Here is a 22,187-nt window from a genome sequence, read left to right as displayed (position 1 = left end):
CCTGCTGAGCCACCGAAAACCCGTAATCACGCACCTGGACCTCCACAACCACATGATCATCCGTGGGGTGGTGCGTTGATCCCTTGAGCTCGCCATCGTTTGTTCCCGCATGTTCACCGAGTCGATCGCGCAGCGCGACCAGTCCAGCTCACCGCGGGCGCCAAGCTCATCGAGGACCAGGCGGTGGAGCTTGGCCCACACCCGGGCCTTGCTCCACTCGGAGAACCGCCGGTGAGCTGTCGCTAATCCAGTCGTGCGCATCGATGAAAGCCTCATCCGGCGATCCTTGTGAACGTTGAGACTGTCCCAAACGAGGATGATCGGTCCGTCGAGCTGCTGGTGGGCGGCGATGAGGAGGTCGCGGTACTCGGTCCAGGCGAAGCTCTTGCGGCCGCCGTTCTTGTGGTCGGTGTGTCGTTTGGGCCGGTAGATAAGATCGAGCACCGGCTGTTCCCCCACATCTCCATGAACTGGCGAGGCAGACCTTCGACCAGCCACGACGTCATCGTGAACAGCATCAAGGCAACCACCACCCGCACCGGCCTGAAAGTCCACGCCGAACTCGACCCGGGCACCTACAACACCGGCATCAAGGTCACCGACACAGAGGACAGGCTACCAAAGCCGCCAAATGAGATGGCTTCCAAGGAGGAAGAGTTAAAGGCACCACCTGGTCCTTCTCCGGTTTCACCTGGTAGTTGGCTCCGGGGGCCTGGACGTTGTAGCCCAATGGTTCCGCCCGGGAAGGTTCCGATGAGGACGAGGAGCGGTGAGCCAGTCCTCATCAGGCCGGGCTGTCGCCCGTATCGGTGCAGGGGTGGTGGTGCCGCCGCAGGCGAGTGGTCACGGGCTCTCGTGGCGGGCGACGGAGAAGTCGACCTGAAGTGCGTAGCGGTGGGCCACGTAGGAGCTGACGGTGTGCTCCAGTGGAGCGCCGTGTTGGTCCGTGATGGAGCGTGTCTCGACCAGCATCGCAGTGGTGGAGCTCACGTCGAGTTCGGACGCGTCGTCGTCAGCGGTTCGGGCGGTCAGTACGGAGGAACCGAGAGTCGGGTGCAGGCCCATGCGGTGCAGCGCGCTGTGAAGTGATCCGGTCTCCAGGTCCGCAGTGAGCAGGGTTTCGAGGGCTGCCGGGAAGGCGGCGTGTTCGATGGCGACGGGCAGGTCGCCGAAGAGTCGGACGCGGCTGATCACGACCACGGTCGCGCCTCCATCGGACGTGGCCGGGTACAGGGCTGCGGCCTCGGCGGGCGTGGCGAGGCGCAGGCCTGCCTGAAGGACACGCGAGCGGGGCGCTGCGCCTATCGCGAGCGCCTGGTCATGGAAGCTGAGCAGGGTGCCGACCGGGCGCGCGGCGGCGGCCTTGCGGACGAAACTTCCCCGGCCGGGCACGCGCTCCAGCAGGCCGTCGCGTTCCAGCCCCGCCAGGGCCGCCCGCACGGTCATGCGCGAGACGCCGAACTCCTCGGCCAGTCGAGGCTCCGAGGGGAACGGGTCACCGTCGACCGCGTCGGCCATCCGGCGACGCAACTGCTTCTCGATGCGTTCGTACAGGGGCTGCGGTGCGGCCATGGCGGGCGTCGTCCTTCGGGTCGGGGTGGTTCGAGCGCGGCCGCCTGCGCGGGAGCCGTCGACACCATCATCTTATCTGTATAGGCTGTCTAGACAGTTTACGGATGGCTGGAGGGAAATGCCATGTCTGTTGCTTCAATCTCTGCCACGCGCTGGGACGGCCTGCTGCCCGCTCGCGAGGAGGTAGCGAAGATGATCGACCACTCACTGCTGCGGCCGGAGCTGACCCCGACCGAGGTCGCCGAGGGCCTGGCGACCGCGCTGGAGTACCGCACCGCCTCGGTGTGCGTGCGCCCGGCCGACGTACCTGCCGCCGTGACCGCGCTCGCCGGCAGTGATGTCGCGGTCGGCACCGTGGTCGGCTTCCCTCATGGCGTGGCGACCGCCGCAGCCAAGGTCTTCGAGACTACCGAGCTCGTCGCCCTGGGGGCCCAGGAAATCGACATGGTCATCGACATCGGCCGTCTGCGCGGCGGAGACACCGCGCACACCCGGGATGAGATCGCCGCCGTCGTAGAGGCCGCACAGGGCCGCATGGTCAAGGTGATCTTCGAGAACGCGTACCTCGACGACACCCAGAAGGTCGCCGGATACCAGGCGGCGGAAGCGGCGGGAGCGGCGTTCGTGAAAACCAGCACGGGCTTCGCCCCTGGCGGAGCAACCGCTCACGACATCGCCCTGATGCGGCGTACCGTCTCGCCGCACATCCAGGTCAAGGCCGCCGGCGGCGTACGCACCCTCGACACCCTGCTCCACCTGCACCACCTGGGCGCCACCCGCTTCGGCGCCACCGCCACCGCCACCATCCTGGACGACCTCCAGGGCCGTCTCGCCGGCGACGTCCCTGTGACGAGCGACGGCACGGCTTCCGGCTACTGAGTGCCCGCGGGTTCCGGGGGTGATCCCCCGGAACCTCGCCGGGTGCTGCCGCCTCGCGTGCCATTCGCCGTACCCGCGGCTCCGTCGACGCCCACGCCCCTGCGCCAAGGCCCAAACGAACCAGAGGATCAGCACTCGGGTGCGGATCCGCCCCCGGTTCGAGGAGGCGTTGAGGACAGCGCGGGAGGTCAAGGCGCACGCCCCGCACTGCCGGCTCATCTTTACGGTGTACGAGATGAAGCGGCTGGGGCGCGACGCCGCCGAACTCACCGCCTTGGCGGACCACCTCACCGCGCACGGCCTGGTCCTGGAGATGCTCGCCGGGCCGCTGCCCGGCATCTACGACCCCACCGGACCGGGGAGCTGCTGTTCGCGTTCTTCGCCGCGATCGCGGAGACGGAGCGGGAGAACATCCGCGAGTCGACGCTGGAAAGGCTCGACACCGCCGCCCGCAAGGGCAAGCACGGCGGCCAGCCGCCGGTCATCACCGATGACATGCTCCACACCGTGCTCCGCCGCCGGGCAGGCGGCGAGTCCGTCGAGCAGATCCAGCCCGACCTGATCATCCCCATGGGCAAGCGCAAGGGACAGAACCCCTCGGTGCCAGCATTTACCGGGCGCTCGCCGAACACGCCAAGCGCGAGGCATACCCCGAGGCCGTCGAGCAGGCCCCGCCGACTTCGCCGCCCTCCAGGCCGGCGAAGTCCCCGGACCCCCCTCGCTCTCCCTGACCGAGCGTCACTCTGATGACAGAGAACTACTTGTCAACTGGCCGTAGCTTCGGGAGAACAGGGCCTTCACGGCCGTCCACGAGGCGTTTTGGGCCTCGGCTCTCAAAGCCCACGGCGACGCCGAGGGCACCCGCGCCTTGATCGAAGTGTTGCTGTTGGACTGGCGCATGCCCGCCGAAGCGGTCCAGGTCGGCATACTGCCGCCTTGAAGGCCGGTTCCACCAGCCCGGACGTGGTGGCCATCGAAGCCCGCAAGGCCGAGTCCGCCGCCCGGGACCCCAAGCCGGAGGACGACGAGAACGATCCTCCGCCCTGGGCAGAGGAGAGCGTCGGGCGGGTGCTGTCGCTGCACCGACGACGGGCCGCTCTGGCCGAGGACAGGCGCCCACCGCAGTCGGTGGACTGCTATGACCACCTGCTGACCCGCCAGCCGAAAGGTTCCGCATGACTGACACCACCGCCCTGTTCGACGTCGGTGAACGCATACCGTAGCCCCGCAAGGACGCCGCGGCCGGCGCCGTCGAGACCGTGAGCGACGAAGCCTGCCGGACCCTGCATATGCCTACGATCCGTTCCCGCTTCGAAAACCTCGCCGCCACCGCGCTGAAGGAACGGGCCAGCTACAAGGACTTTCTGGCCGACCTGCTGGAAGCCGAGTGCCTCCAGCGCGAGGAACGCAAGAAGACCCGGCTGGTCAGGGAGGCGAACTTCCCCCGCCCCAAGCGGCTGGAGGACCTCGAGTTCGACAAGAACCCCAATGTCACACCGGAGCAGGTGAACACCCTGGCCGATCCGGCCTGGGTGAAGGCCGGCCTGCCGCTCTGCCTGATCGGCGACTCCGGCACCGGCAGGTCGCATCTGCTGATCGGCATCGGCACGGCGATCGCCGAGGCCGGCATGCGAGTCCGCTACACGACACCGCGAATGTCGTGAACGAACTCGCCGAGGCGGCCGACGAGAAGAAGCTCGGGCGGATCTTCCGCAGGTCACGTGTCAGCCCGAACCAGATGACGTCCATCGCGAGGGCCGTCCTGACCCTGGAGCGGCAACGCTGAAAAGACTCAGTAACTCCAAGGGCCCTTTCACCACGGCAGTGACGCCCGGAGGCGGCCTGACGGTGTCACAGATACGACGTGTGGTCATGAGAATGATCATGAACGGTGAGAGGGCCTTGTAGTGTCTGGGGCGGGCCGGGCGGATAGGGATGCCTGCCGGCGGACACCGCCTTCTTGGTCGTGTGCTTGCCCACGAATTCGCCTCAGACCTCGATGTCCACGAGCGGCGGGAGTCCCGCAGGGCTGCGGGCAGTTCGCTGATGCCGCGCTGTACGTACCAGCCGCGGGCCCATCGCAGGACGGTTCCGCGGCCGAGCCGCCACTCGTCGCAGAACTGCGAGAGCGCGTCGATGTAGAAGTCTTCCGGCCTTGGGACAGCGGACAAGGCGGCCGTCGCATGACCGGGATGACCGGGCAGGGACCGTGCCCGAGGTTGCTGGCTGGTTGGCTGGTCAGCAAGGTGCAATGAGCCTGACCGGGCCTGACCACGTCCGGCTTCCTTTGCCAGCAAACGTAAGAACGACGTGCGCTCCTTCCTCCGTCTCGCACTCCTCCGCATCCGTCGGCCACATCATCAGCCGACCCGTTACGACTCCGATCCGGCCCTCTCCGGGGTCACCTGGAGCACATATTCGCATTTTCTGTCCGACATGTGGGGCGCCCAGTTGGTCCAGTTCACGAGCGTCCTTTTCGGCCCAGCAGCAACAATTGCCCGGACATCCGCACCCTACCCACTGCAGCCTGCGATGCCGCGCATCGTCGTAGTGCATGCACACATCCAGATCTGCACTCATCGCGCTTTCCAAGCGCGGTACAGACTTCGACATAAATAGCTCCCTGGCGTGCTGTCACGGTCAGTGTTTCGCACTCGTATGCGTCGCTCGATTCTACTCACAAGCCGCACTAAAATGGAACGTCAGGTTAGTCGCTGGTATCCGAGGACCAGTCCTGGTCTTGGATTTCCTTCCCTCCGAGGCCGAATCTGGCGCGGGCGGCGTCTTCTTGCATGCGGCGGCCATACTCGGAGTGATCGGTCAGCGAGGTGTAGTCGTCGAAGTCAAGGTCGATTACTCCGGCGAGGTCGGCCAGGTACACGTCTCGCCCCGGGTGCATGACGGACACATAGGGCAGGTCGTCAATATCGGTCGGTCACCAGCACGGGGTACTCACCGGTTGAATCGGTTCCCCCACGGACATGAGGCGCCGAGAGTCGCAGCCACCAAGGAGCGGGAAATATCGCTCCGACAGCATCCCCTCGAAAGCCGTGAACATCTCCGCCATCGGGCCGTCCTGCTCCGTGAACCTGTACAGCTGCGCACAGTGACCCGGTGGTGTCGGCTCAGTCGTTGTCGTTGGTTGTGGCGATGCGTCCGAGTTCGCGTCCTTTCATGCGGTAGGAGTTGCCTTGAGGAAGTGGACTTCGGCGTGGTGGACGAGGCGGTCGATCATGGCGGCGGCCACGGTTTCGTCGCCGAAGACCTCTCCCCAGCGTCCGAAGGGGTTTGTTGCTGGTGACGATCACGGACGCGGGTAGGGTTGGCGGCCTGTTCCAGCAGGCGGCGCCGCTCGTCCTCCAGTCGCAGGTGGTGTGCCTGGTGCAGCAGGTCCGGGCAGCCCGCATCGCTTCGTTGTCCATGGGATACCCCTGCCGCGGGCGCGCCCAGCGTGGTGTACGAGTTCCAGGTGAGATCCGCAGACGGCCGTTGTGTTTATGCTCACGGCCATCGGGTGCAGGTCCGTGTGGACCCGGAAACGCTGAAGCCCCTCGCCTTCAGCGACGAGCTGCGGGAAACCGCGCACGGTCTCATATCGGTGCCGGCCCGGTCCGGTTCCTCCACGACGACGAAGTGAGCGAGATGGCGACGATCGCAGTGTCCGGCCACGTGGACATCACCGGGACGAGCACGCCCTTGATCAGAGAGGCGTTGCTCACGCTGCTCGCCCGCTACCCGGCCTCGGAGTTGCCTGGGATCTCCTGCCTGGCCGAGGGGGCGGACGCACTGTTTGCGGATGCCGTCCTCGCCGTGGGCGGGCAGCTGCTGGTGGTAATGCCGTCCTCGGACTACCGCGCGCGCATGGTGGATCCGGGTTACGCCGAGGAGTTCGACCGCCTGTGCCGGGCGGCGGCAGAGGTCAAGGTCATGCCGTACCGGCGGGCCGCTGCGCCTTCCTATGCTGCCGCCAACCGCGTGCTCCTGAACCGCGCCGAGCTGTTGGTGGCGGTCTGGGACGGCCTGCCGGGACGTGGCCGCGGCGGGACGGCTGATGCGGTGGCCATGGCCCGCGCCGCCGGACTCCCTGTCGAAGTCGTCTGGCCGCCCGGTTCCGAGCGATGGAGCCGGCCGCAGGTCCCGGCCGGGCGGTAAGTCGGTTGCGACCGCAGGCCGGCGCCTGGCACGGTGCGGTTCCCACACCTGCCACGAGGTTCCCTTGACGATTTACTTCTACGATGCCGAGGAAGTTCCCTACGGCTGCTTCTCCAACTTCTCCGCACACGGCGTGGAGCTCGACGGACATTGGTGGCCGACAACGGAACACTACTTCCAAGCACAGAAGTTCACCGGAACCCGCCAAGCCGAACTCATCCGCCGGGCCCGCACCCCTCTGCGCGCGGCGGAGCTGGGCCGTGATCGGTCGAAGCCGATGCGGCGGGACTGGGAACGGGTGAAGGACGACGTGATGCGGCGCGCCGTGGCGGCCAAGTTCCGCACGCACGCCGACATCGTCGCGATCCTGCTGGCCACGGGAGACGAAGAGATCGTCGAAAACACGACGTCCGACCACTACTGGGGACGCGGCCGCACGGGGACCGGAAAGAATATGCTCGGCCGGATCCTGATGCGTACGCGCAGCCGGCTCCTTGCCGAACGGCGAAGCGGGTGACGGGCGCGCTCGCCGGGGGCAGGTCATCCAGCCGTGAGCCGCTCGTGCAGGTCCTGCCTGCCCGAAGCGGGTCCGATGCACGCCGTGGACGAGAGCTCCCGGGGACCGGTAGCCGTTGTGCTCCGGGTAGTGCGCCTGCTCGTCCCACTGCGTCACCTCCCACATGAGGGGCGAGGGGCGCCCCAGGTGGGCCTGTGCGGCCTCCGGCAGTTCTCAGGCCCCTCGACCGTCGAACGCCAGAACGCGCGCCCCTGGTCGACCACGCACATGCGGAGGTCCTCGGTGCTGTCCTCGGACCAGACTGCTCCGTCGACCGTCACGCCTTCCGAGAAGTCGATCAGAGAGCCAGTGCGTAGTCCTCCAGAACGCTTCTCGGCTGTGACTCCAGCCATGCCTCCAGGGGCGGACAGGCAGGGCCTGGCCATGTTCAGGACCTCCCAGAACCAGCCGGGAACTTCCTCCGTCCCCATCAACTCTTCCTCTGCCGGCGTACGTTGTTCGCCGCCGTGGCGGGCGTGGACGCGCTGGCCCGGGGAAGGCGGCCGCGGGGATCACAGGCGCTCGAGCCATGCGCGTGCCTCCGCCTCCCGGCCGGTCATGCGCAGAAGGACCCCGTAATTGTTCCTCCCGCAGTGATTCCCGTTGTGGGCCACACCGCCTGCCTCAGCCACGGTTCGGCGCCGACGAGGTCGCCTCGCTCGGCGAGCAGCATGCCCAGATTGGCGGCGGAGCCCGCGTGCCCCGAATCCAGCGTGGCGGTACCAGGGCTCGGCCTCCTCGACTATGGAGTCTGCGAGACAGACCGCCAGGTGGTACGCGGCACCGGAGTTGCCGGCCTCGGCTGCGCGGCGCCACCCGGAGAGCTCGGTGCCGGGGTCACCGTGGAGGGCGTGGTGGGTGGCGGCGAGGTTGCACATGGCGCGCGGGTCGGCCGCCGTCCGCGGCGCGTTCGTACCAGGCGAGTGCGGCTTGAGTGTCGCCCCGGTCGGCGTGGAGGACCGTGAGTCCGAATGCGGCCCCTGCATCGCAGTCGTCGGGAGCGCGCCGGTACCAGGGCCCGGCATCCCCGGTGTCGCCGCGGCTGGCCATCGCATCGGCCAGGGCCACCATGGACCGGGCGTGGCCGTCCTCGGCGGCGGGGCGTCACCAGGACTCGGCCTCGACGGAGTCGCCCCGGTGGCGGCAGAGCGGGAGGCCCAGGTTGTACATCCCGCCCGGATGGCCGCTCCGTTCGGCGCGGCGTACCAGCGCTCGGCTTCGTCGACGCGGTCCTGCTCCATGAACTCGGTACCGAGCCGGTTCATGGGGTCAGCGTGGCCCGCTTCTGCCTCCCGTTCGTGACGCCGCTGGATGCCGTGTCCCACTGATTCAGCCTTTGTGAGTGAGCGGATGTGCAGGTGGTCGGGTGGCGGGGTGGGCGGGGCTTCGGACAGGGGGCAAGGGGGGCCGTGGTCCGCGGAGCGCCCTGGCTCGCCCCCACCCCGGACGGCTCTCGTGTCACAGCGGAAGGAAGTCCAGGTAGACGAGCCTCTCATGGCCGTCGAGGTGCTCCTCGGTCTCCGTCAGCCGCAGCCGCCGCGGTGCGTCCGCGAAGGGCCCGTCCGGCAGCGGGACCGTGCCGGCCCAAGTGGTGTTCCGCGCCGGGCCGGTGGCCGTGAGCGCGGTGTGGGCCGTGCTGATCTCCGCCCAGCGCAGATGGGGGTCCGGGGACGTGGGCGCGGCCTGTTCCACCATCGCCCGGATCGTGGGCCGTGTGGTGCCCTGCGACGTGGCGGTGTAGGCCGGTCCGGTGACCGTCACGGTGAGCGCGTTGCCCAAACGCACGACGGTGGCCGTCCGTTCCGGGCTGAGCTGTGCCATCGGGGCCTGGACGGTCTTGGACACCCACAGGCCGTCCAGTGACTCCGGCTGGTACCGCACCAGTGCCAGCCGTAGGAAGGGGAACCAGGACGCGGGTGACTGCCCTGCGGCGGTGCGCAGTTCGATGTCGCAGTACCACAGGTCGCGTGTGGCGTCGAAAGAGACGTCATGACCGGCGACCGTCACCGTTGCGCCGGGGTCCTCGGCCGGTGCCAGGCTCCTGTACGCGGTGGCCCGGGGGAACGCGTCGCTCCGCGGCCACGGTGTGACGGTGGTCGAGACGGCCGACGGGTCGGTCCCCAGCGCGGTGAGGTACGGGTGCAGCGCCTCCGCCGGATCCGCGGTGCCCGTCGCGGTTACGACACCGAGCCGTTCCCCCGGGCCGGACGACCACCAGGGCCGTTCCAAATAGACCCGGACGGCGTTGCCCCGGCGCCGGCTCGTTCCCGCGACCGGTTGGTCCCAGTGGAACAGCGGGACGACCTGCCTTACGACCGGCGGGGCGGGGCGCGCCGAGCTCCGGACGTGCCGGACCTCCGGTGCGGACTCGCGGTGGATACCGGGCGCGATCGCGCTGACGGTGAGCTGGGCGTCGTCCGCCAGACCGCCGTGGGCCGTCCGCGTGAGCAGCCGGGTGGCCGCGTCGTACACGTAGTCCCCGGTCGCGGTGGCCGCATCGGAGCTGCCGGGTGGCGCGGGCGTCAGCAGCCTTCCGGTGGTGGTGTCACGGGCCTTCACCGTCGTCGCCTCGCAGGGTCCGAGGGTCGCCTTGCCGCCGTCGAGCCGGATCGCCGTCTCCTCCCGGAAGTGCTCGGTGTAGCGGCTGGTGGCCAGGGCGGTGTAGGTGATGACGCGGTGACGGGTGTCGTCCAGTTCGTGCGCCGTGTCGACGGTGATCTCGTCCGGTCCGGGGTCCGGGTCGGGCTGCCGTGTCACCCGCGCGGTGAGCGGGGTGGCCGTGAAGGTCCGGGGGGTCACCGGATCGGCCGTGCCTGGGCCGTTGTCCACGGGGTGTTCCCACGTGGCGAGCAGGTCGAGCGTGCCGGTGGAACGCCGGTCGAGCCGGATGGCGCCGCCGAGCCGCACGGCAGTCACCCCGGGCGGCCGATCTGCGGCGGTCAGGTGCTTGGGATTGGGCCGTTGCAGCGGGGTGCGGACGGCGTGCACCGCGGTGAGGCGGGTCGCGGGGGTCAGCAGGGGGTGGCGGCCTCCGGTTGCCGCCTTGCGCACGGCGTCCAGGGAAATGCGCTGACCCGGGGCCCGGGAGGCGTTCTGCGCGGTCATCCAGTCCTCGATCCACTGCCATACGCCCATAGTCGGGAGGTCGCCGGCGGCGAACTTCGACGTGAGCTGCAAGGGGTACTCGTGTCCCGGGGCGAGCCGCAGTTCGAGCGTGCGGCCGCTCCACACCCATCCCGACGTGGTGGCGGTGCGCACCACCCGGAGCCGGAAGGACCGTGATTCCGGCCAGGTGCCGAGGGCGTCCGCCGTCAGTGTGGTCGTGGTGCCCGGAAGGCCGCGGACCAGGAACTGCCGGGCCAGCGGGTCGGGCAGGTAGGGCACGTCCAGGCTGTCGGTGTCGTAGTACCAGGAGTCCTCGTCGGGTCCGGTCCGGTGGGCCGCCGGCAGGTCCTCCAGCCGTGCCGCGTCCCGCTGGGCGAGCACGGCGTACAGGTCCGGCCGTACTGGGTGGCCGGTGGAGTCCGCGTCGAGCAGGCCGTGCTGCTCGGCCAGCATCTGGGAGGCGCGCGGCGGCAGCACATGGCGTTCGGACGGCGCGGCCGTGGTGTCGTCGCCGTTCTCGCTGCGGATCACCACCCGGCGTACAGATTCCCCCGGGTTGTGGGGGGCCCGCGGCAGGACCTGCGGGCCGGGAACAGGTTCGAAGCGCCGGTAAACGACGCCGCCCGTCCTCAGTTCCGGCTCGTTGGGGAACAGCTCGTCCTCTGTGAAGGCCGTGCTGTCGCCGGCGAGATCTACGCTGCGGGCTCGGAAGCGGTACTCGTGCCCGAAACGCAGCCGGGGCAGGCTCCCGCCCGGCACGGTGAACTGCGCGGTGACGGGGAAGTCGGGGTCCTCGGCCGGCTCCGGGGCGGCGAAGGTGCCATCGCCCTGGAGGGAACGGCCGACCCGGTGGACCGCCAGGCTCCAGCCGTTCCACCGCATGAGCGGTTCGCCCAGGTACAGATCGGTGTCGCCGTTCTCGCCCGAGGTGGTCGGCGCCACGGTGACCTGCCCCTCCTCGGTGACCGTGACCGTCCACCCGTCACGGCGGAAGACGTACGCGCCGTGACGGTTCATGAGCGATCGCCACGGGGTAGCGGCCGTGTCGTGGACGTCCCAGCGCTCCCCGCGTACGAGGTCTTCTGCATACAGGTCGAGCACCGCGGCGCCTGGGGCGCCGTCCGTGCCGTACGCGGTGGAGTCGGCGCCGGCCGCCCGGTCCAGCAGGTCCACCAGCGCGGCGGCCCTGCCCAATCTGGCCACCGACAGCCCGGCCGACCGCAGCGCGGGCAGCGCGAACCGGTCGGGTCCGGCGTGGCTGCGCTTGCCGCGCGGGCCACCCATGACGATCCGTGAACGCGTGACCGTGTCGGCGAACTGGCGTGCCAGCAGGGCGCCGCCGTCGGGGTCGACTGGAACGACCAGAAAGCGGTCCTCGCGACCGACCCGCAGCATGCCGTGGGCGGTGTCGCTGGACGCGGCGTTGCGCGGCACGGCCTCGAAGCGGTTCCCTCCGATCAGGCAGCGGGTACGGGGCAGGACGTCGACCCGGGCCCCGCTGGAGGGCAGCTTCGGTGACCAGGTGACCTCCAGGGCCGCCCAGGTCTCGCGAGCCGCACCGGTCAGCAGGGAGCGGACGGCCGGGTCGCTCGCCTCGAACTCGACCACCAGACCCAACATCCGCTGCAGGCGGCGGTACTCGCGCGTTGCCGCGACCGCCTCGTGGAAGTCCAGGCGCCGGCGGGCCTGGGGGGCCAGGGCGCCCGAGCCGGGTTTCCTGCCGCGCCGGTGGAAGCGGTCCACCTGGAGGAACGCCTGTGCCAGGCCGTCGGCGGAGCCTGCCTGCGAGGGGTCGAAGCCGATCGCCCGTTTCCGTACGAGCACCTCCTCCAGCGCCGTGACGGCCGCGTCGCGCCGCCCGTAGCCGCTCTTCTGGTGGCTGGCGACGGTCACTTCCTCGAAGCCGATGGGGCCGAAGCCGCTCCCGGCGGCGAGGTCGTCGTACGTCGGAGCCTCCTGGGGGGATAGGGCGCCGAACCGCCCCCAGCGGTCGGCGAGGAAGGAGAGCACATGGCTGACCGGGTAAGAGCGGACGAGGCGGCCGGTGTGGTTCTGGAAGGCGTGCCCGCGGACGGGGGTGTCGGGGGTGAAGAGTGCTGCCCACCGGGCGCTGTCCGGCTCCGACACCAGGCCTACGGGGGTGGCGCCGGTCTCCGGCAGGTGCAGGCGGAAGGCGGCGCCCGCCAGGGTTGCCGGCCAGTCCGTCCAGTCGGGGAAGTGGGAGAGGGGGCTGTCCTTCCCGTCGGTGCGCAGCCGTGGTGCGACGTGGACGGCGAACACGGCGCCGCCCGATCCGGCTCCGCGCGGCAGTACGGTCCACATGACACTCTGTCTGGTCACGGTCAGGCTCCCACGGGTGCGAAGGCGGTGCAGTACGAGGTCCAGTCCTGTTGCCGGTAGGCATCGCGGAAGCCGTGGCCGGTGGCGGCCGCAGGGGCTGCGGTGGCCCGTGCCGACGCGCGCGAGGCGCGCGCGTCGGCGGTGGTGGTGTCACCGGCACCACCGCCGGCCAGTTCCCGCCGCACGTGGAAACTGACCGAGGTCTCGAAGAAGCAGAGGTCGATCGAGAACGTCACACTGGCCTCGCCGACCAGGCGGTCGGGACCCGAGTAGTAGGTGAGTGCCAGGTAGCAGTCCAGTGACGCGGAGACTAGGCCGAGCACCTCGACCCTGCCGCCGAGCCGGATATAGGCGGAGAGTTCCACTTCCTGCGCCGTGCCGTCGCCTACCGCGACCGTGCGGACGCCGAAGTAAATGCCGACCTTGGCCTCGACGTGGCCCGAGACCACGCCGGCCACGTCGAAGGCGGTACCCGCGCCGGCCTCCAGAGCGACTTCGAGGCTCTCCACCCCGTCGGCGCCCGCCTCCAGCGCGAAGAAGCCGCCGCCGCCAAGGAAGGAGAGGGTGAGGCCGAAAGGTGTGTCACGGCTGTTCAGTGCGAACCGCAACCGCACCGGCGACCCGTCGAAGGGCAGGTACAGCCCCGCGAACAGCGTCATGGAGTCGAGGGCGAAGACGCCGAAGGCCAGCGACGGCAGGGCGAGCGACAGCTCGGCCTGGATCTGCCGACCGACGACGGCCACCGACAGCGGCGACCCCGGGCCGCCGCCCACAGGAGCGGCATCGGACGCCGCCGCACGGGCCGGGAAGAGCGGTCGGCGGGCCGCCGTCCTCGACGCGCGCGAGGAGGTACCGGTGGCGGCGGGCGAAGCGCCGGGTGCGCCCGGCCCTGACAGCCGGCAGAGCCGGGCCACCTCCTCCAGATACTTCAGCGGGCCGTGGAAGGACACCGCGCCTAGCTCGCAGTCGATGTCGGCCTTCTGGCCCTTGGCCGCGGTGAACCGCAGCGACCTGATTTCGACGGTGACGAAGTGAGCCGCGCCCGAGTCCCCCCAGATGTTGAGCGACACGTCGCTGAGTTCGCCCCGGACGGAGTAGGTGGCGTCCAGCGGCGGCAGCAGCCGGACGGCCGACACCGCCTCGATGTCGAGCCGGCCGTGGGCTCCGGGCACGAACATGCCGAGCGCTCCAGGACCCGCCTTCAGCTGCGGGCGCCACGTCAGCCTCGCCTCGGTCCGCTCCAGTTCGCGGACCCCGTCCGCGACCCGGTGGAACTCCTCGGAGACCACCTTGAGCGCCTGTTCGGCGTTGGCGGCGCCGTCGGCCGGCGCCCGCAGGACGTCCTGGAGCCTGATGCCGCCGAGGATCCTGGCATCGAGCGCGTCGAACATCCGCGCCGGGTCGAAGCGCTCGCGGGCGGCCTGCGCCAGGTCTCCGGTGACGGGGCCGAACTTCCGGGACAGGCCGTCGAGGACCAACCCGGGGGTGGTGATGCCGCCGCTCTTGTCGGCCGCGAACTGTAGGGCTGGGGCCAGGGTGCCCTCCGCCTTGGCCAGGTAGACGCCGGCGGTGTTGCGCGCCGAATCGAATCCGTCGAGGAGGTAGTCCGGGAAGTACGCCAGGACCGCCTCCTGTGGGTCCTCGGCCAGGGCGCGGACCGCGCCGGGCAGCGCGGCGGTGATCTGGGCCACGGCGGGGAAGCCGGGCACGCCGGTGGTGGCGGGGTCCGAGGCCGTGACGGCGAACGACAGGGTCCGCACCGCCAGGCTCGTGTCCCCTGGCTTGGAGGCTGCGGCCAGGGCCAGCACCGGGCCGCCGATCCTGCCGAGCCGGGAGGGGTCCGTCGGTGCCGTCGTGGTGTTGTACTGCCGGGCGACCGCCGTGCGGAAGGTACTGTCCGTCGCGCCCTGCTCGTTGACGAAGACCACCGGGGCGGTGAACGGGACTCTTCTGCCTTCCCAGTCGACCCCGACGAAGTGCAGGGGCAGCGGCACGGAACCGGACTTCGCCAGGAAGGCGAACGCCCGGTCGGAGCCTGCGGCCGGAGGGGCCGAGGACGGGACGTAGCCGTCCCCCGCCGGGGAGTCCAGGCCGGTGGTGGTACGGGTGAGCGCTCGGATCCGGCGGAACGGCAGGGCCCGGCCCGCGGCCGGGGTGTGCGGGTCCGCGGCGAAGTCGCGCTCCGCCTGGAGCACCACCAGGAACACGCGCGTGCGCAGGTACCCGCCGACGGCGCCGCCGTCGTCACGCGCGATCTCCCGCTCGGTCACCTGCACGAACGCCGCGCGGTGGCCAAAGGGCAGGAGGTAGCCGTGCTGGACGACACGCACCTTCTGGTCGCGGCCCTGGGTGAGCAGGTGCGACCACTCGGCGAGGCCGGAGGTGAAGCCGCTGCCCGTGGTGTCCCAGGTGCCGTGCGCGTCCAGGGTGGCGCCGAGCGCAGAGAGTGATAGGGCGTCGGCCTCGATCGGTGCTGGCAGCGCGGAGAGCGGCGTGGTGAGGGAGAAGTCGGACGACAGCCGCACCAGGTCGTACCGGTTACGGGGCGTCAGGGATGCGGGAAAGTCGCCGGAGTCGGGCACCGCGCTGGGAGAGCCGAGCCAGCCGGGGAACCGCGGATCCGTCATCCACACGGCGCGCAGCACCCTTGACGCGCCCGTCTCGGCCGCCACCCAGCGCTCCCGGTCCTCGTCGTACGCGCGGGTGCCCAGTCGGGTGTGCCACAGCTCCGTCCAGCCGCTGGGCGAGTCCGGGACGTCGGCGGCCTCTACGTGACACCATCCGCCGCCGCTGTCCGGCGACACGATCACTCCGTACGGCACTTCCAGCGCCGTCTCCGCGCTCGTGGGAGCGCGCAGGATCCCGCTGAAGTTGTCGGGAACCGCGCGTCCCTGGGCGTTGGGCACGAGCCTTGGGCCGAAGCCGGCCCAGGCCAGCAGGGCTTCGGTGGTGTAGGGCAGCGGCAGGTGGTCGCTCACGTCGAAGGCGAGGCGGCTCGAGCCTCCCCATTCCAGCTGGACCGGTGCCTGGCCCAGCGGCCCGGGGTCGGTGAAGGCCCGTTCCTGGGCGGCCTGAGGTCCGAAGTCCACGACGAGGTAGGCGGGCTGGTCCGCCATCGTCTTGGTGAGTTGGGGTGCTGCCGGGTCGGCGATGCGCAAGTTGACCAGGGAGATGCGCAGATTGAGCATGTCGTCACGGCGCCGCAGGTACGTGGTCTGTACGGGCAGCTCGACGGGTCGGGCGGCGGGACGGGACAGGAACCCGGTCCCGCCGGCCACGGCGGCACCGATGACGACGCCGGCGGCGCCGGTCATCCGCAGGAACAGCCGCCGGGGAACGGCCCGGTGCGGCGGTGGGTTGGCAGGCACTGTCACCTTCCTCGATGTCGTACGTGCCGGGCCTGGGGCCCGGGCACGGACGGAGAGCGGGAGACCGGCACGCCGGGGGGCGCAGGGCCGGCGTCGGCGCTCTCCGTCCGTTCTCTGGGGCGCCTGGCAGGCCCGTTCGTCGGTCCCGGGGCGCATGGAAGAGCGTGGTCTCCCCTCGGTGAAGCGTTCGAGAGTAGTTGCTACTCATGCCGTCCCTCAGGAGGAGGCGGTCTCGGTCACCACGCGTGCGATCAGCGACAGTCCTCGTTCCAGATCGGGCGCCGGGAGATGGGCGTATCCGAGCACCAAACGGGCGGGGGACAGCGAGGTGGTGCCGTCAGGCGGGCCCGGTGGCGGTACGAGGACGCCGCGGTGCCACAGCTCACGGGCCACGGTCCGGCCGCACACCATTGGTGGCAACACGAGGACCGCGGGCAGGCCGGCCTCCGTACGGGTCAGCTGGCCGGCATCGCCGAGCCCGCCCAGCACGCGCCGGACGGCCTCCCGCTTGCGCCGGTACAGCGGGGCCATCCGGCGCCCGTACCGGGTCAGGTGGCCCTCGTCGACGAGGTGGTGCACCGCCTGCTGAACGATCGGCGCAGGAGGCTCGTTGACGTGCTGGAGGAAGCTGCGGCGTACGCCGAGGGACGCGGAGAGGATGACGTAGTCCACCTGCAGTGTCGGGTCCAGCAGTCTGCTCAGGGAGCCGAGGTACATCGCCGGTGCGTTCCGGGCGCCCATGGACCACAGGCTCGGCGGCGGCGCCTCGTACCGGAAGTCGCCGTAGAGGTCGTGTTCGAGGAGTACCCCGCCGCTGTGGCGCGCCCAGGCCAGCCACTGGCGCCGCCGGGCCCCCGACATGGGCACACCGAGGGGCTGGTGGTCCGGGTCGACCGCGAGATGGCGGACGGAGTCCGGCAGTCCGGTGGCGACCAGTCCTTCCTCGTCGGCCGCTGCCGGTGACAGCGTCACGGCGCTGCCGCTGAACGCCCCCCGGATCTCGCCCCAGGTCGGCCCGCCGCACGCCAGACCGCCGGCCTGCGCCGCGATCACGTGGGCGGCGCAGCGGGCCGCCGCCTGCGTGCCTGCGGCGATGACGACCTGGTCGGCCTCGCAGACGACGCCGCGGCTGTCCCGGACATACGCGGCGACGGCCCGTCTGAGGTCCGCCTCGCCGAGGGGGTCCTGTACGTGCGGAGGCGGCCGGTGGCTGGCCCGCCGCCACGCCGACCGCCATGCCGGGAGGGGGAAGTGCTCGGTGCCCGGCCGCCCGGGGGTGAAGTCGATGACGCGCTCCGAGCCAGCCGCCCGGCGGACGGGGACCGGGGCGGGCAGGCCGACCATGGACGAGAGACGGTTCACGTAGGCGCCCGACCCCCGGCCGGTCCGGATGTGGCCGGCCGCCGCGAGCCTCTCGTAGGCCGCGACCGCCACGGACCGCGAGACCTTCAGCGAGATGGCGAGTGTCCGGGTGGACGGCAGCCGGGCACCCGCGGGTAGGACCCCATCTCGGATCAGCGCGCGGATCTCGTCGGTGATCTGGTCGCGCAGCGGACGGAGCGAGCCGGGGTCGACCGAGATGGGGAGGTTCATGGGTTCGCTGGTTCGCATGGTCCTCTGAATCGCAGGTAGGAGCACGGCCGGACCGCTGCCGCCAGCAGGCCGAGGGGGCCGGTGGCGCGGCCGTGCTCCAAGGCAGGCCGCACCGTGCCTCGTTGTTAGTCGGTGCGGCTCCGCGCGGCGTGAGTAGCGCCTACTCCTCTTGGCTCCCCGGTCCGGGCCCGCCGGCGAGGGGCGCGGTCCTGTGCATTGGGCCGCCGGGACCCGGCAGCGGCTGCGTGGCGGCCCGCTGGAACTGGTCCGGTGGAATCCGGCCGGAAGTGGTACGCCCTGGCCGGAATACATTGGCCAGAGTCGGCCCGTGTACTCGGCCCGCAGGGGCCGGCTCCGATCGGAAGGATCCAGGTGAAACCACCATCGCTCGTCCAGCCGCATGAACGCCGGGCGGCCCGGACGATTCGTTCGCGTCACTGGCTGGGCAGCGTGTGCGCCGCCGGCGGCCTGCTCGTGGCCACCCTGGCGGGTACCGGTGCAACGGCCCGCGCGGACACTTCTGCCGGCCCGCGGCCCGCGGCGCAGGCCGCGCCGGCCGGGCCGGGATGCTCTCTGCCCTCGGGCAGCGAGTTCGCCAGTTGTGTGCGGGTGCAGGCGTCGCTCGCGAAGTCCCCGGCGGTGGGCGAGACGGTCGACGTGCGCGTCGAGGTGCTGGCGCAGTTCACCAGGGACGACGTGCAGATCCAAGTGGACCTGCCGGAGACCCTGAGTTGGCAGTCGCTACCGACGGGGATGCGGGAGGTCTCCGGTGCGAAGGCCTACGGGCAGGTGCTGCACCGTGCCAGCGGCAGCGTCACGCTCTCGGCTGACCGGCCGACGCTGCTGACCGGCAGGGTGAGGGCAACGTCCGCGGGCCGGGCACAGATCCAGGCCCGGGTGGCTGCGGGGGACGTGCTGGGCGAGGCCGCGGAGACCGTGGTGTCGACGACGGTCACGGCGCCGGACTCGGCGCCAGCAGCGGCTGCCCCCAGCGCTGTGCGGAAGGCCACCCGGCATGCCACTGCGGGGGTGGTACCTCAGAAGGCCGGACTGGGCCGGAAGGCACAGCAGTTCGCCCCGGTCACGCAGGACCCGTCCGCTGCGGGGGCGGCGAGGGCCGAGGGACCCTCGGACGGCGGGCCGGGGCCGGGGAGGTCCTGCATCTCCGGCGGCTGGGAGTACCTCGACAGGAACGGAAACTCCCACGCGAGCATGAACGTCGAGGTAAAGGCGTTCGACGTCGATGCCTCCGGCGAGTCCCTGCTGGCCGTCGGGGTCACCGACCAGGAGGGCAACTACGAGTTGTGCTTCCCCGCCGTGGAAGAGGACGGCAGCGGGCAGGACGCCGTCGTCGCCTACCTCACCGAGAACAACCTGTGGGCGCTCAAGCAGACGGGATCGACGGACACGGGCTCGGGGACGGGGACGACCTCGACCGCCGGTGACCGCGTCTTCGAATGGGGGAGCGAGGTCTTCGAGAACGTCACCGACGGGCTGAACGTCGGGGTCAGGGGGCCGGCCGACCCCACCGACAACCCCGCTCTAGAGGCGTTCGACACGGTTAACGACGTGGCGCTGTGGAGGGTGGCGGCCGACTGCTGGGACGAGAAGGACACGATCTGCCAGCAGATCGTCCTCCACTGGTCCGCGACGTCCACCGAGAACACGATGTACTCGTTCCTCGACAACGCGATCCACCTCAAGGGCAACCACGGCAGCGAGCGCATGACCATCGCCCACGAGATGGCCCACGCCATCATGGATATGTCATACCGGCTGCACGACGAGGTCGGTGACCACTCGGACGCCATGGAGCAGCCGGGCAACCGGTGCGCGACGCCGCACTACCCGAATAACGCGTCGAACCTCGGCTGTGCCTGGATCGAAGGTTTCGCAGACTGGGTCCCCCTGAGCGTCTACCAGGTGTCCGACTACTGCCTCGAAGGCGCTTGCATGTCGATGGAGACGCCTACCTGGGGCACGACCACCTGGGCCGACGGCCCCACTGTGGAGGGCCGCGTAGCGGCCGCGCTGCATGACCTGGAGGACGGCGCGAACGAGAAGTACTGGGACCGGACCTCCGAAGGCCCGGCCAGTATCTGGAACACGATGCAGCATCACGTCAACCTCTCCTTCGCGGAGTTCTGGAACTCACGTCAGGCCGACGGGTACGCCACCACGTCGAGTTCCGTGCTGGCTACGCTGTTCCAGAACACCATCGACCTGGGCTTCCGCGACCCGCTGACCGCCAACGTCCCGGTTGCCCGGCCACACCCGGCCACGGCGCACAACTTCCAGTTCAACACCGTCCAGCACGGGTGGTCCGTGATGGCCGTCCGGCCGGCCGGCACCGACTACGACCTGAGGCTGTTCGACGACGCCATTCAGGCGACCAGCCTGGGCGAGAGCAACATGGCGGGTTCGTCCGAGGTCGACTTCGTCGCCGTCGACTCCAGCTCCGGTCGCCGCGCACTCGGCGACTATTACCCACGGGTGCCGTCACCGGGGCTGGGCACGACCGCGTACCGGGCCGAGTTCGCCGAGGCGCCCGCCGATCCGCTCGTACGGGAGGTGCCCCGCACGGTGTCCATGGCACCGGACGACGTCGCGGCCGTGTTCAACGTCTCGCTGACCGGTGAGCGGGTGCGACTCACGCTGACCCCGGAGAACTCAACCCAGGACGGGGAGCTCTACGTGATGTGCTCCACCGCGGACGCGACCACGTGGGTGGTCAACCGGGCGCACCACGTGGCCCGGGCGAACGCCACGGGACGCGGCGGGACCGAGACGGTCACCTTCGAAGCGACGGGAAGTTGCGCCGTCGTCGTGATCAACAAGGTTGGGAAGGGCAAGTACCGGACCCTCCTCCACGTCGTCGCTCCGACGTCGTAGGCGGACCGGGGAAGAACGGATCCCGGGATCCCGGCCTCCAGGCCACCCGGGTGATCCGCTGCCGGGCGGCCGGATCCGGGTGCCACCGCATCCCGGTCCGCCCGCCCGGCTCGTCGCGGCAGGGATCCGCAGGTCCTCCTCGCAGGGGTTCCTTCGCGCGGGGCGGTTGAGTAGGCGATGCTGACGCGGACCCGGATCGAGCCTGTGACTCTCGGACACACGACTTGATTCTCCAAGCACATACGAGGACCACATGCCCACACCCACCCCGGCGTCGAGTGCGCCCCCAACCACGGGGCCCAAGGAGCCTGCGGTCCGAGCGGCCGGCATCGAGATCCGCTCCATCGACTGGATTCCCCGCACCGAAGGCCACGGTACGGTGCGCCACCTGGGCGCGCTGTGGTTCGTCGGCAACATCAACGTCACCGCAATGGCCACCGGTGTCACCGCGCTGAGCATCGGCACGAGCCTGATGTGGACCCTGGTCGCCACGGTGCTGGGCTCGCTGTTCGGCACGTTCTTCATGGCCTTCCACTCGGCCCAAGGGCCTCAGCTCGGACTTCCCCAGCTCGTGCAGTCGCGCGCCCAGTTCGGATACCTTGGGGCCGCTCTGACCGTGTGGGTGTTCGCTCTGGTCAACTACCTGGCCTTCAACGCCACGGACGCGGTTCTGTCGGGCGATGCCGTACACATCCTGTTCGGATACCGGTGGATCCACCGGCTGAACCGGTGGCTGGCCTGGCCCATGGCCGCGCTCATGGCCGTACTCACCTTCGCCGTGTTCGCCGACGGAGGACTTCCCTCCGGGGCCTTCGCGTTCGGCGACTTCGACACCACTGCCTTCATGACCGTCTTCGTGATCGTGACGGGATTCCAGCTGGGCTGGGCGCCCTACGTCTCGGACTACTCACGCTACCTGCCAGCCGAGACCAAGGTGCGGTCCGCCTTCTGGTGGACGTACGCGCCCAGCGGCCTGTCGGCGATCTGGGTGTTCGGCATCGGTGCCGCCGCCGCTTCCGCCGCCCCCGACGCCACCCCCGTGGCCGCTTTCCAGCAGCTGGCCGACGGCCTGGTGGACGGCCTGGGAGTGGCGGTTGGTCGCCGCGCTCCTCATCGGCCTGCTCTCCGTCATGGCCATCAACCAGTACGGCGGGATGATGGCCCTCATCTCGATTTGGGACAGCTTCGCCCCCGTACGTCCGACTCGCCGCATCCGCGCGGTCTGCATCGGCATCATGTTCGTTCTGGTCTGGGGGATCGCCCAGTTCGTGGGCGTCGACAGGTTCAACTCGTTCTACAGCAATGTGCTCATCTTCCTCACCTACCTCTTCACGCCGTGGACGGCGATCAACCTGGTGGACTACTTCTTCGTCCGCAAGGGCGCCTATGCAATCGCGGAACTCTTCAACCCGAGGGGCATGTACGGACGCTGGGGATGGCGCGGCAACCTCGCCTATGCCCTGTGCATCGCGGTGATGATCCCCTTCATGGTCACCGTCCCCTTCACCGGTGCCGCAGCGCGGGGCCTGGGCGGTGCCGACTACTCCATCTTCATCGGCCTGCCCGTGGCAGGCCTGACATACCTGCTGTTCTGCCGGTCAGTCGACCTCACCAAGGAACGCCGCGTGGTGGGGGGGGGGGGGGGGGGCGGGGCCGGCCCCCCACCGGCGGGGGGGGGGCCCCCGGCAAACAGAGACCCCCCAGCCCGGGGGCACGGAGGGGGACCCCGG

General features: G+C 70.2%; 14 protein-coding genes and 5 pseudogenes. 11 read left to right on the top strand and 8 right to left on the bottom strand.

Features of this window, described 5'->3' with window-relative positions:
• Nucleotides 1-105: 105 nt before the first annotated feature.
• Together ACWFQ8_RS31705 and ACWFQ8_RS31700 are read right to left on the bottom strand one after the other, a co-directional pair.
• Nucleotides 106-240, bottom strand: a pseudogene (locus tag ACWFQ8_RS31705) (IS5/IS1182 family transposase); the annotation flags it as partial.
• Nucleotide 241: 1 nt separating this feature from the next.
• Nucleotides 242-435 (bottom strand): annotated as a pseudogene (locus tag ACWFQ8_RS31700) (IS630 family transposase); the annotation flags it as partial.
• Here ACWFQ8_RS31700 and ACWFQ8_RS31695 point away from each other — a divergent pair.
• Nucleotides 430-598 (top strand): annotated as a pseudogene (locus tag ACWFQ8_RS31695) (ISAzo13-like element transposase-related protein); the annotation flags it as partial. The pseudogenes ACWFQ8_RS31700 and ACWFQ8_RS31695 sit on opposite strands and share 6 nt — an antisense overlap.
• 245 nt (nt 599-843) lie before the next feature.
• Here the strand turns inward: ACWFQ8_RS31695 and ACWFQ8_RS31690 are convergent.
• Nucleotides 844-1,572 (bottom strand): GntR family transcriptional regulator, encoded by a 729-nt coding sequence (locus ACWFQ8_RS31690; protein WP_453789732.1) that lies wholly within the window; start codon nt 1,570-1,572, stop codon nt 844-846.
• Nucleotides 1,573-1,695: 123 nt separating this feature from the next.
• On the opposite strand from ACWFQ8_RS31690, the gene deoC reads away from it, so the two are divergent.
• The 5 genes and pseudogenes from deoC to ACWFQ8_RS31665 form a co-directional block, all read left to right on the top strand.
• Nucleotides 1,696-2,451, top strand: coding sequence for a deoxyribose-phosphate aldolase (deoC, locus tag ACWFQ8_RS31685; protein ID WP_453789731.1), 756 nt, complete (start codon nt 1,696-1,698; stop codon nt 2,449-2,451).
• On the top strand, nt 2,452-3,198 hold the full coding sequence (locus ACWFQ8_RS31680; protein ID WP_453789730.1) for a recombinase family protein: 747 nt from the start codon (nt 2,452-2,454) through the stop codon (nt 3,196-3,198). It abuts the gene before it with no gap.
• Between the two features lie 189 nt (nt 3,199-3,387).
• On the top strand, nt 3,388-3,630 hold the full coding sequence (locus ACWFQ8_RS31675) for a hypothetical protein (RefSeq protein WP_453789729.1): 243 nt from the start codon (nt 3,388-3,390) through the stop codon (nt 3,628-3,630).
• Nucleotides 3,631-3,710: 80 nt separating this feature from the next.
• Nucleotides 3,711-4,115, top strand: coding sequence for an ATP-binding protein (locus ACWFQ8_RS31670; RefSeq protein WP_453789728.1), 405 nt, complete (start codon nt 3,711-3,713; stop codon nt 4,113-4,115).
• A gap of 29 nt (nt 4,116-4,144) precedes the next feature.
• Nucleotides 4,145-4,237, top strand: a pseudogene (locus tag ACWFQ8_RS31665) (IS5/IS1182 family transposase); the annotation flags it as partial.
• Nucleotides 4,238-5,158: 921 nt separating this feature from the next.
• Here the strand turns inward: ACWFQ8_RS31665 and ACWFQ8_RS31660 are convergent.
• Entirely contained in the window at nt 5,159-5,332 is a 174-nt protein-coding gene (locus ACWFQ8_RS31660; protein WP_453789727.1) for a hypothetical protein, read from the bottom strand.
• 291 nt (nt 5,333-5,623) lie between these two features.
• Nucleotides 5,624-5,698 (bottom strand): hypothetical protein, encoded by a 75-nt coding sequence (locus tag ACWFQ8_RS31655; RefSeq protein ID WP_453789734.1) that lies wholly within the window; start codon nt 5,696-5,698, stop codon nt 5,624-5,626.
• A 395-nt stretch (nt 5,699-6,093) separates the two neighbouring features.
• On the opposite strand from ACWFQ8_RS31655, the gene ACWFQ8_RS31650 reads away from it, so the two are divergent.
• Together ACWFQ8_RS31650 and ACWFQ8_RS31645 are read left to right on the top strand one after the other, a co-directional pair.
• The gene (locus ACWFQ8_RS31650) at nt 6,094-6,603 is read left to right on the top strand and encodes a hypothetical protein (RefSeq protein WP_453789733.1); all 510 of its coding nucleotides are present in this window, start codon (nt 6,094-6,096) and stop codon (nt 6,601-6,603) included.
• Between the two features lie 64 nt (nt 6,604-6,667).
• A complete protein-coding gene (locus tag ACWFQ8_RS31645) occupies nt 6,668-7,120 on the top strand; it encodes an NADAR family protein (RefSeq protein WP_453789726.1) in 453 nt (150 codons plus the stop codon).
• 1,497 nt (nt 7,121-8,617) lie between these two features.
• Here the strand turns inward: ACWFQ8_RS31645 and ACWFQ8_RS31640 are convergent.
• The 3 genes from ACWFQ8_RS31640 to ACWFQ8_RS31630 all read right to left on the bottom strand — a co-directional run bounded on the left by ACWFQ8_RS31640 (nt 8,618) and on the right by ACWFQ8_RS31630 (nt 17,565).
• A complete protein-coding gene (locus ACWFQ8_RS31640; RefSeq protein ID WP_453789725.1) occupies nt 8,618-12,604 on the bottom strand; it encodes a hypothetical protein in 3,987 nt (1,328 codons plus the stop codon).
• Between the two features lie 2 nt (nt 12,605-12,606).
• On the bottom strand, nt 12,607-15,972 hold the full coding sequence (locus ACWFQ8_RS31635; RefSeq protein WP_453789724.1) for a hypothetical protein: 3,366 nt from the start codon (nt 15,970-15,972) through the stop codon (nt 12,607-12,609).
• 216 nt (nt 15,973-16,188) lie between these two features.
• Complete coding sequence (locus ACWFQ8_RS31630; protein WP_453789723.1) at nt 16,189-17,565, bottom strand: aminotransferase-like domain-containing protein; 1,377 nt, start codon at nt 17,563-17,565, stop codon at nt 16,189-16,191.
• A gap of 372 nt (nt 17,566-17,937) precedes the next feature.
• On the opposite strand from ACWFQ8_RS31630, the gene ACWFQ8_RS31625 reads away from it, so the two are divergent.
• The 3 genes and pseudogenes from ACWFQ8_RS31625 to ACWFQ8_RS31615 form a co-directional block, all read left to right on the top strand.
• Complete coding sequence (locus ACWFQ8_RS31625) at nt 17,938-20,457, top strand: hypothetical protein (protein WP_453789722.1); 2,520 nt, start codon at nt 17,938-17,940, stop codon at nt 20,455-20,457.
• Between the two features lie 253 nt (nt 20,458-20,710).
• Nucleotides 20,711-21,181 (top strand): annotated as a pseudogene (locus ACWFQ8_RS31620) (cytosine permease); the annotation flags it as partial.
• A 370-nt stretch (nt 21,182-21,551) separates the two neighbouring features.
• Nucleotides 21,552-22,187 (top strand): cytosine permease (locus ACWFQ8_RS31615; protein ID WP_453789721.1); only part of this gene is annotated, 636 nt, incomplete at its 3' end.

The organism is Streptomyces sp. NPDC055254 (assembly GCF_053606025.1).
The sequence above is the reverse complement of the archived record's forward strand: the minus strand, read 5'-3'. Positions and strand labels throughout refer to the sequence as shown.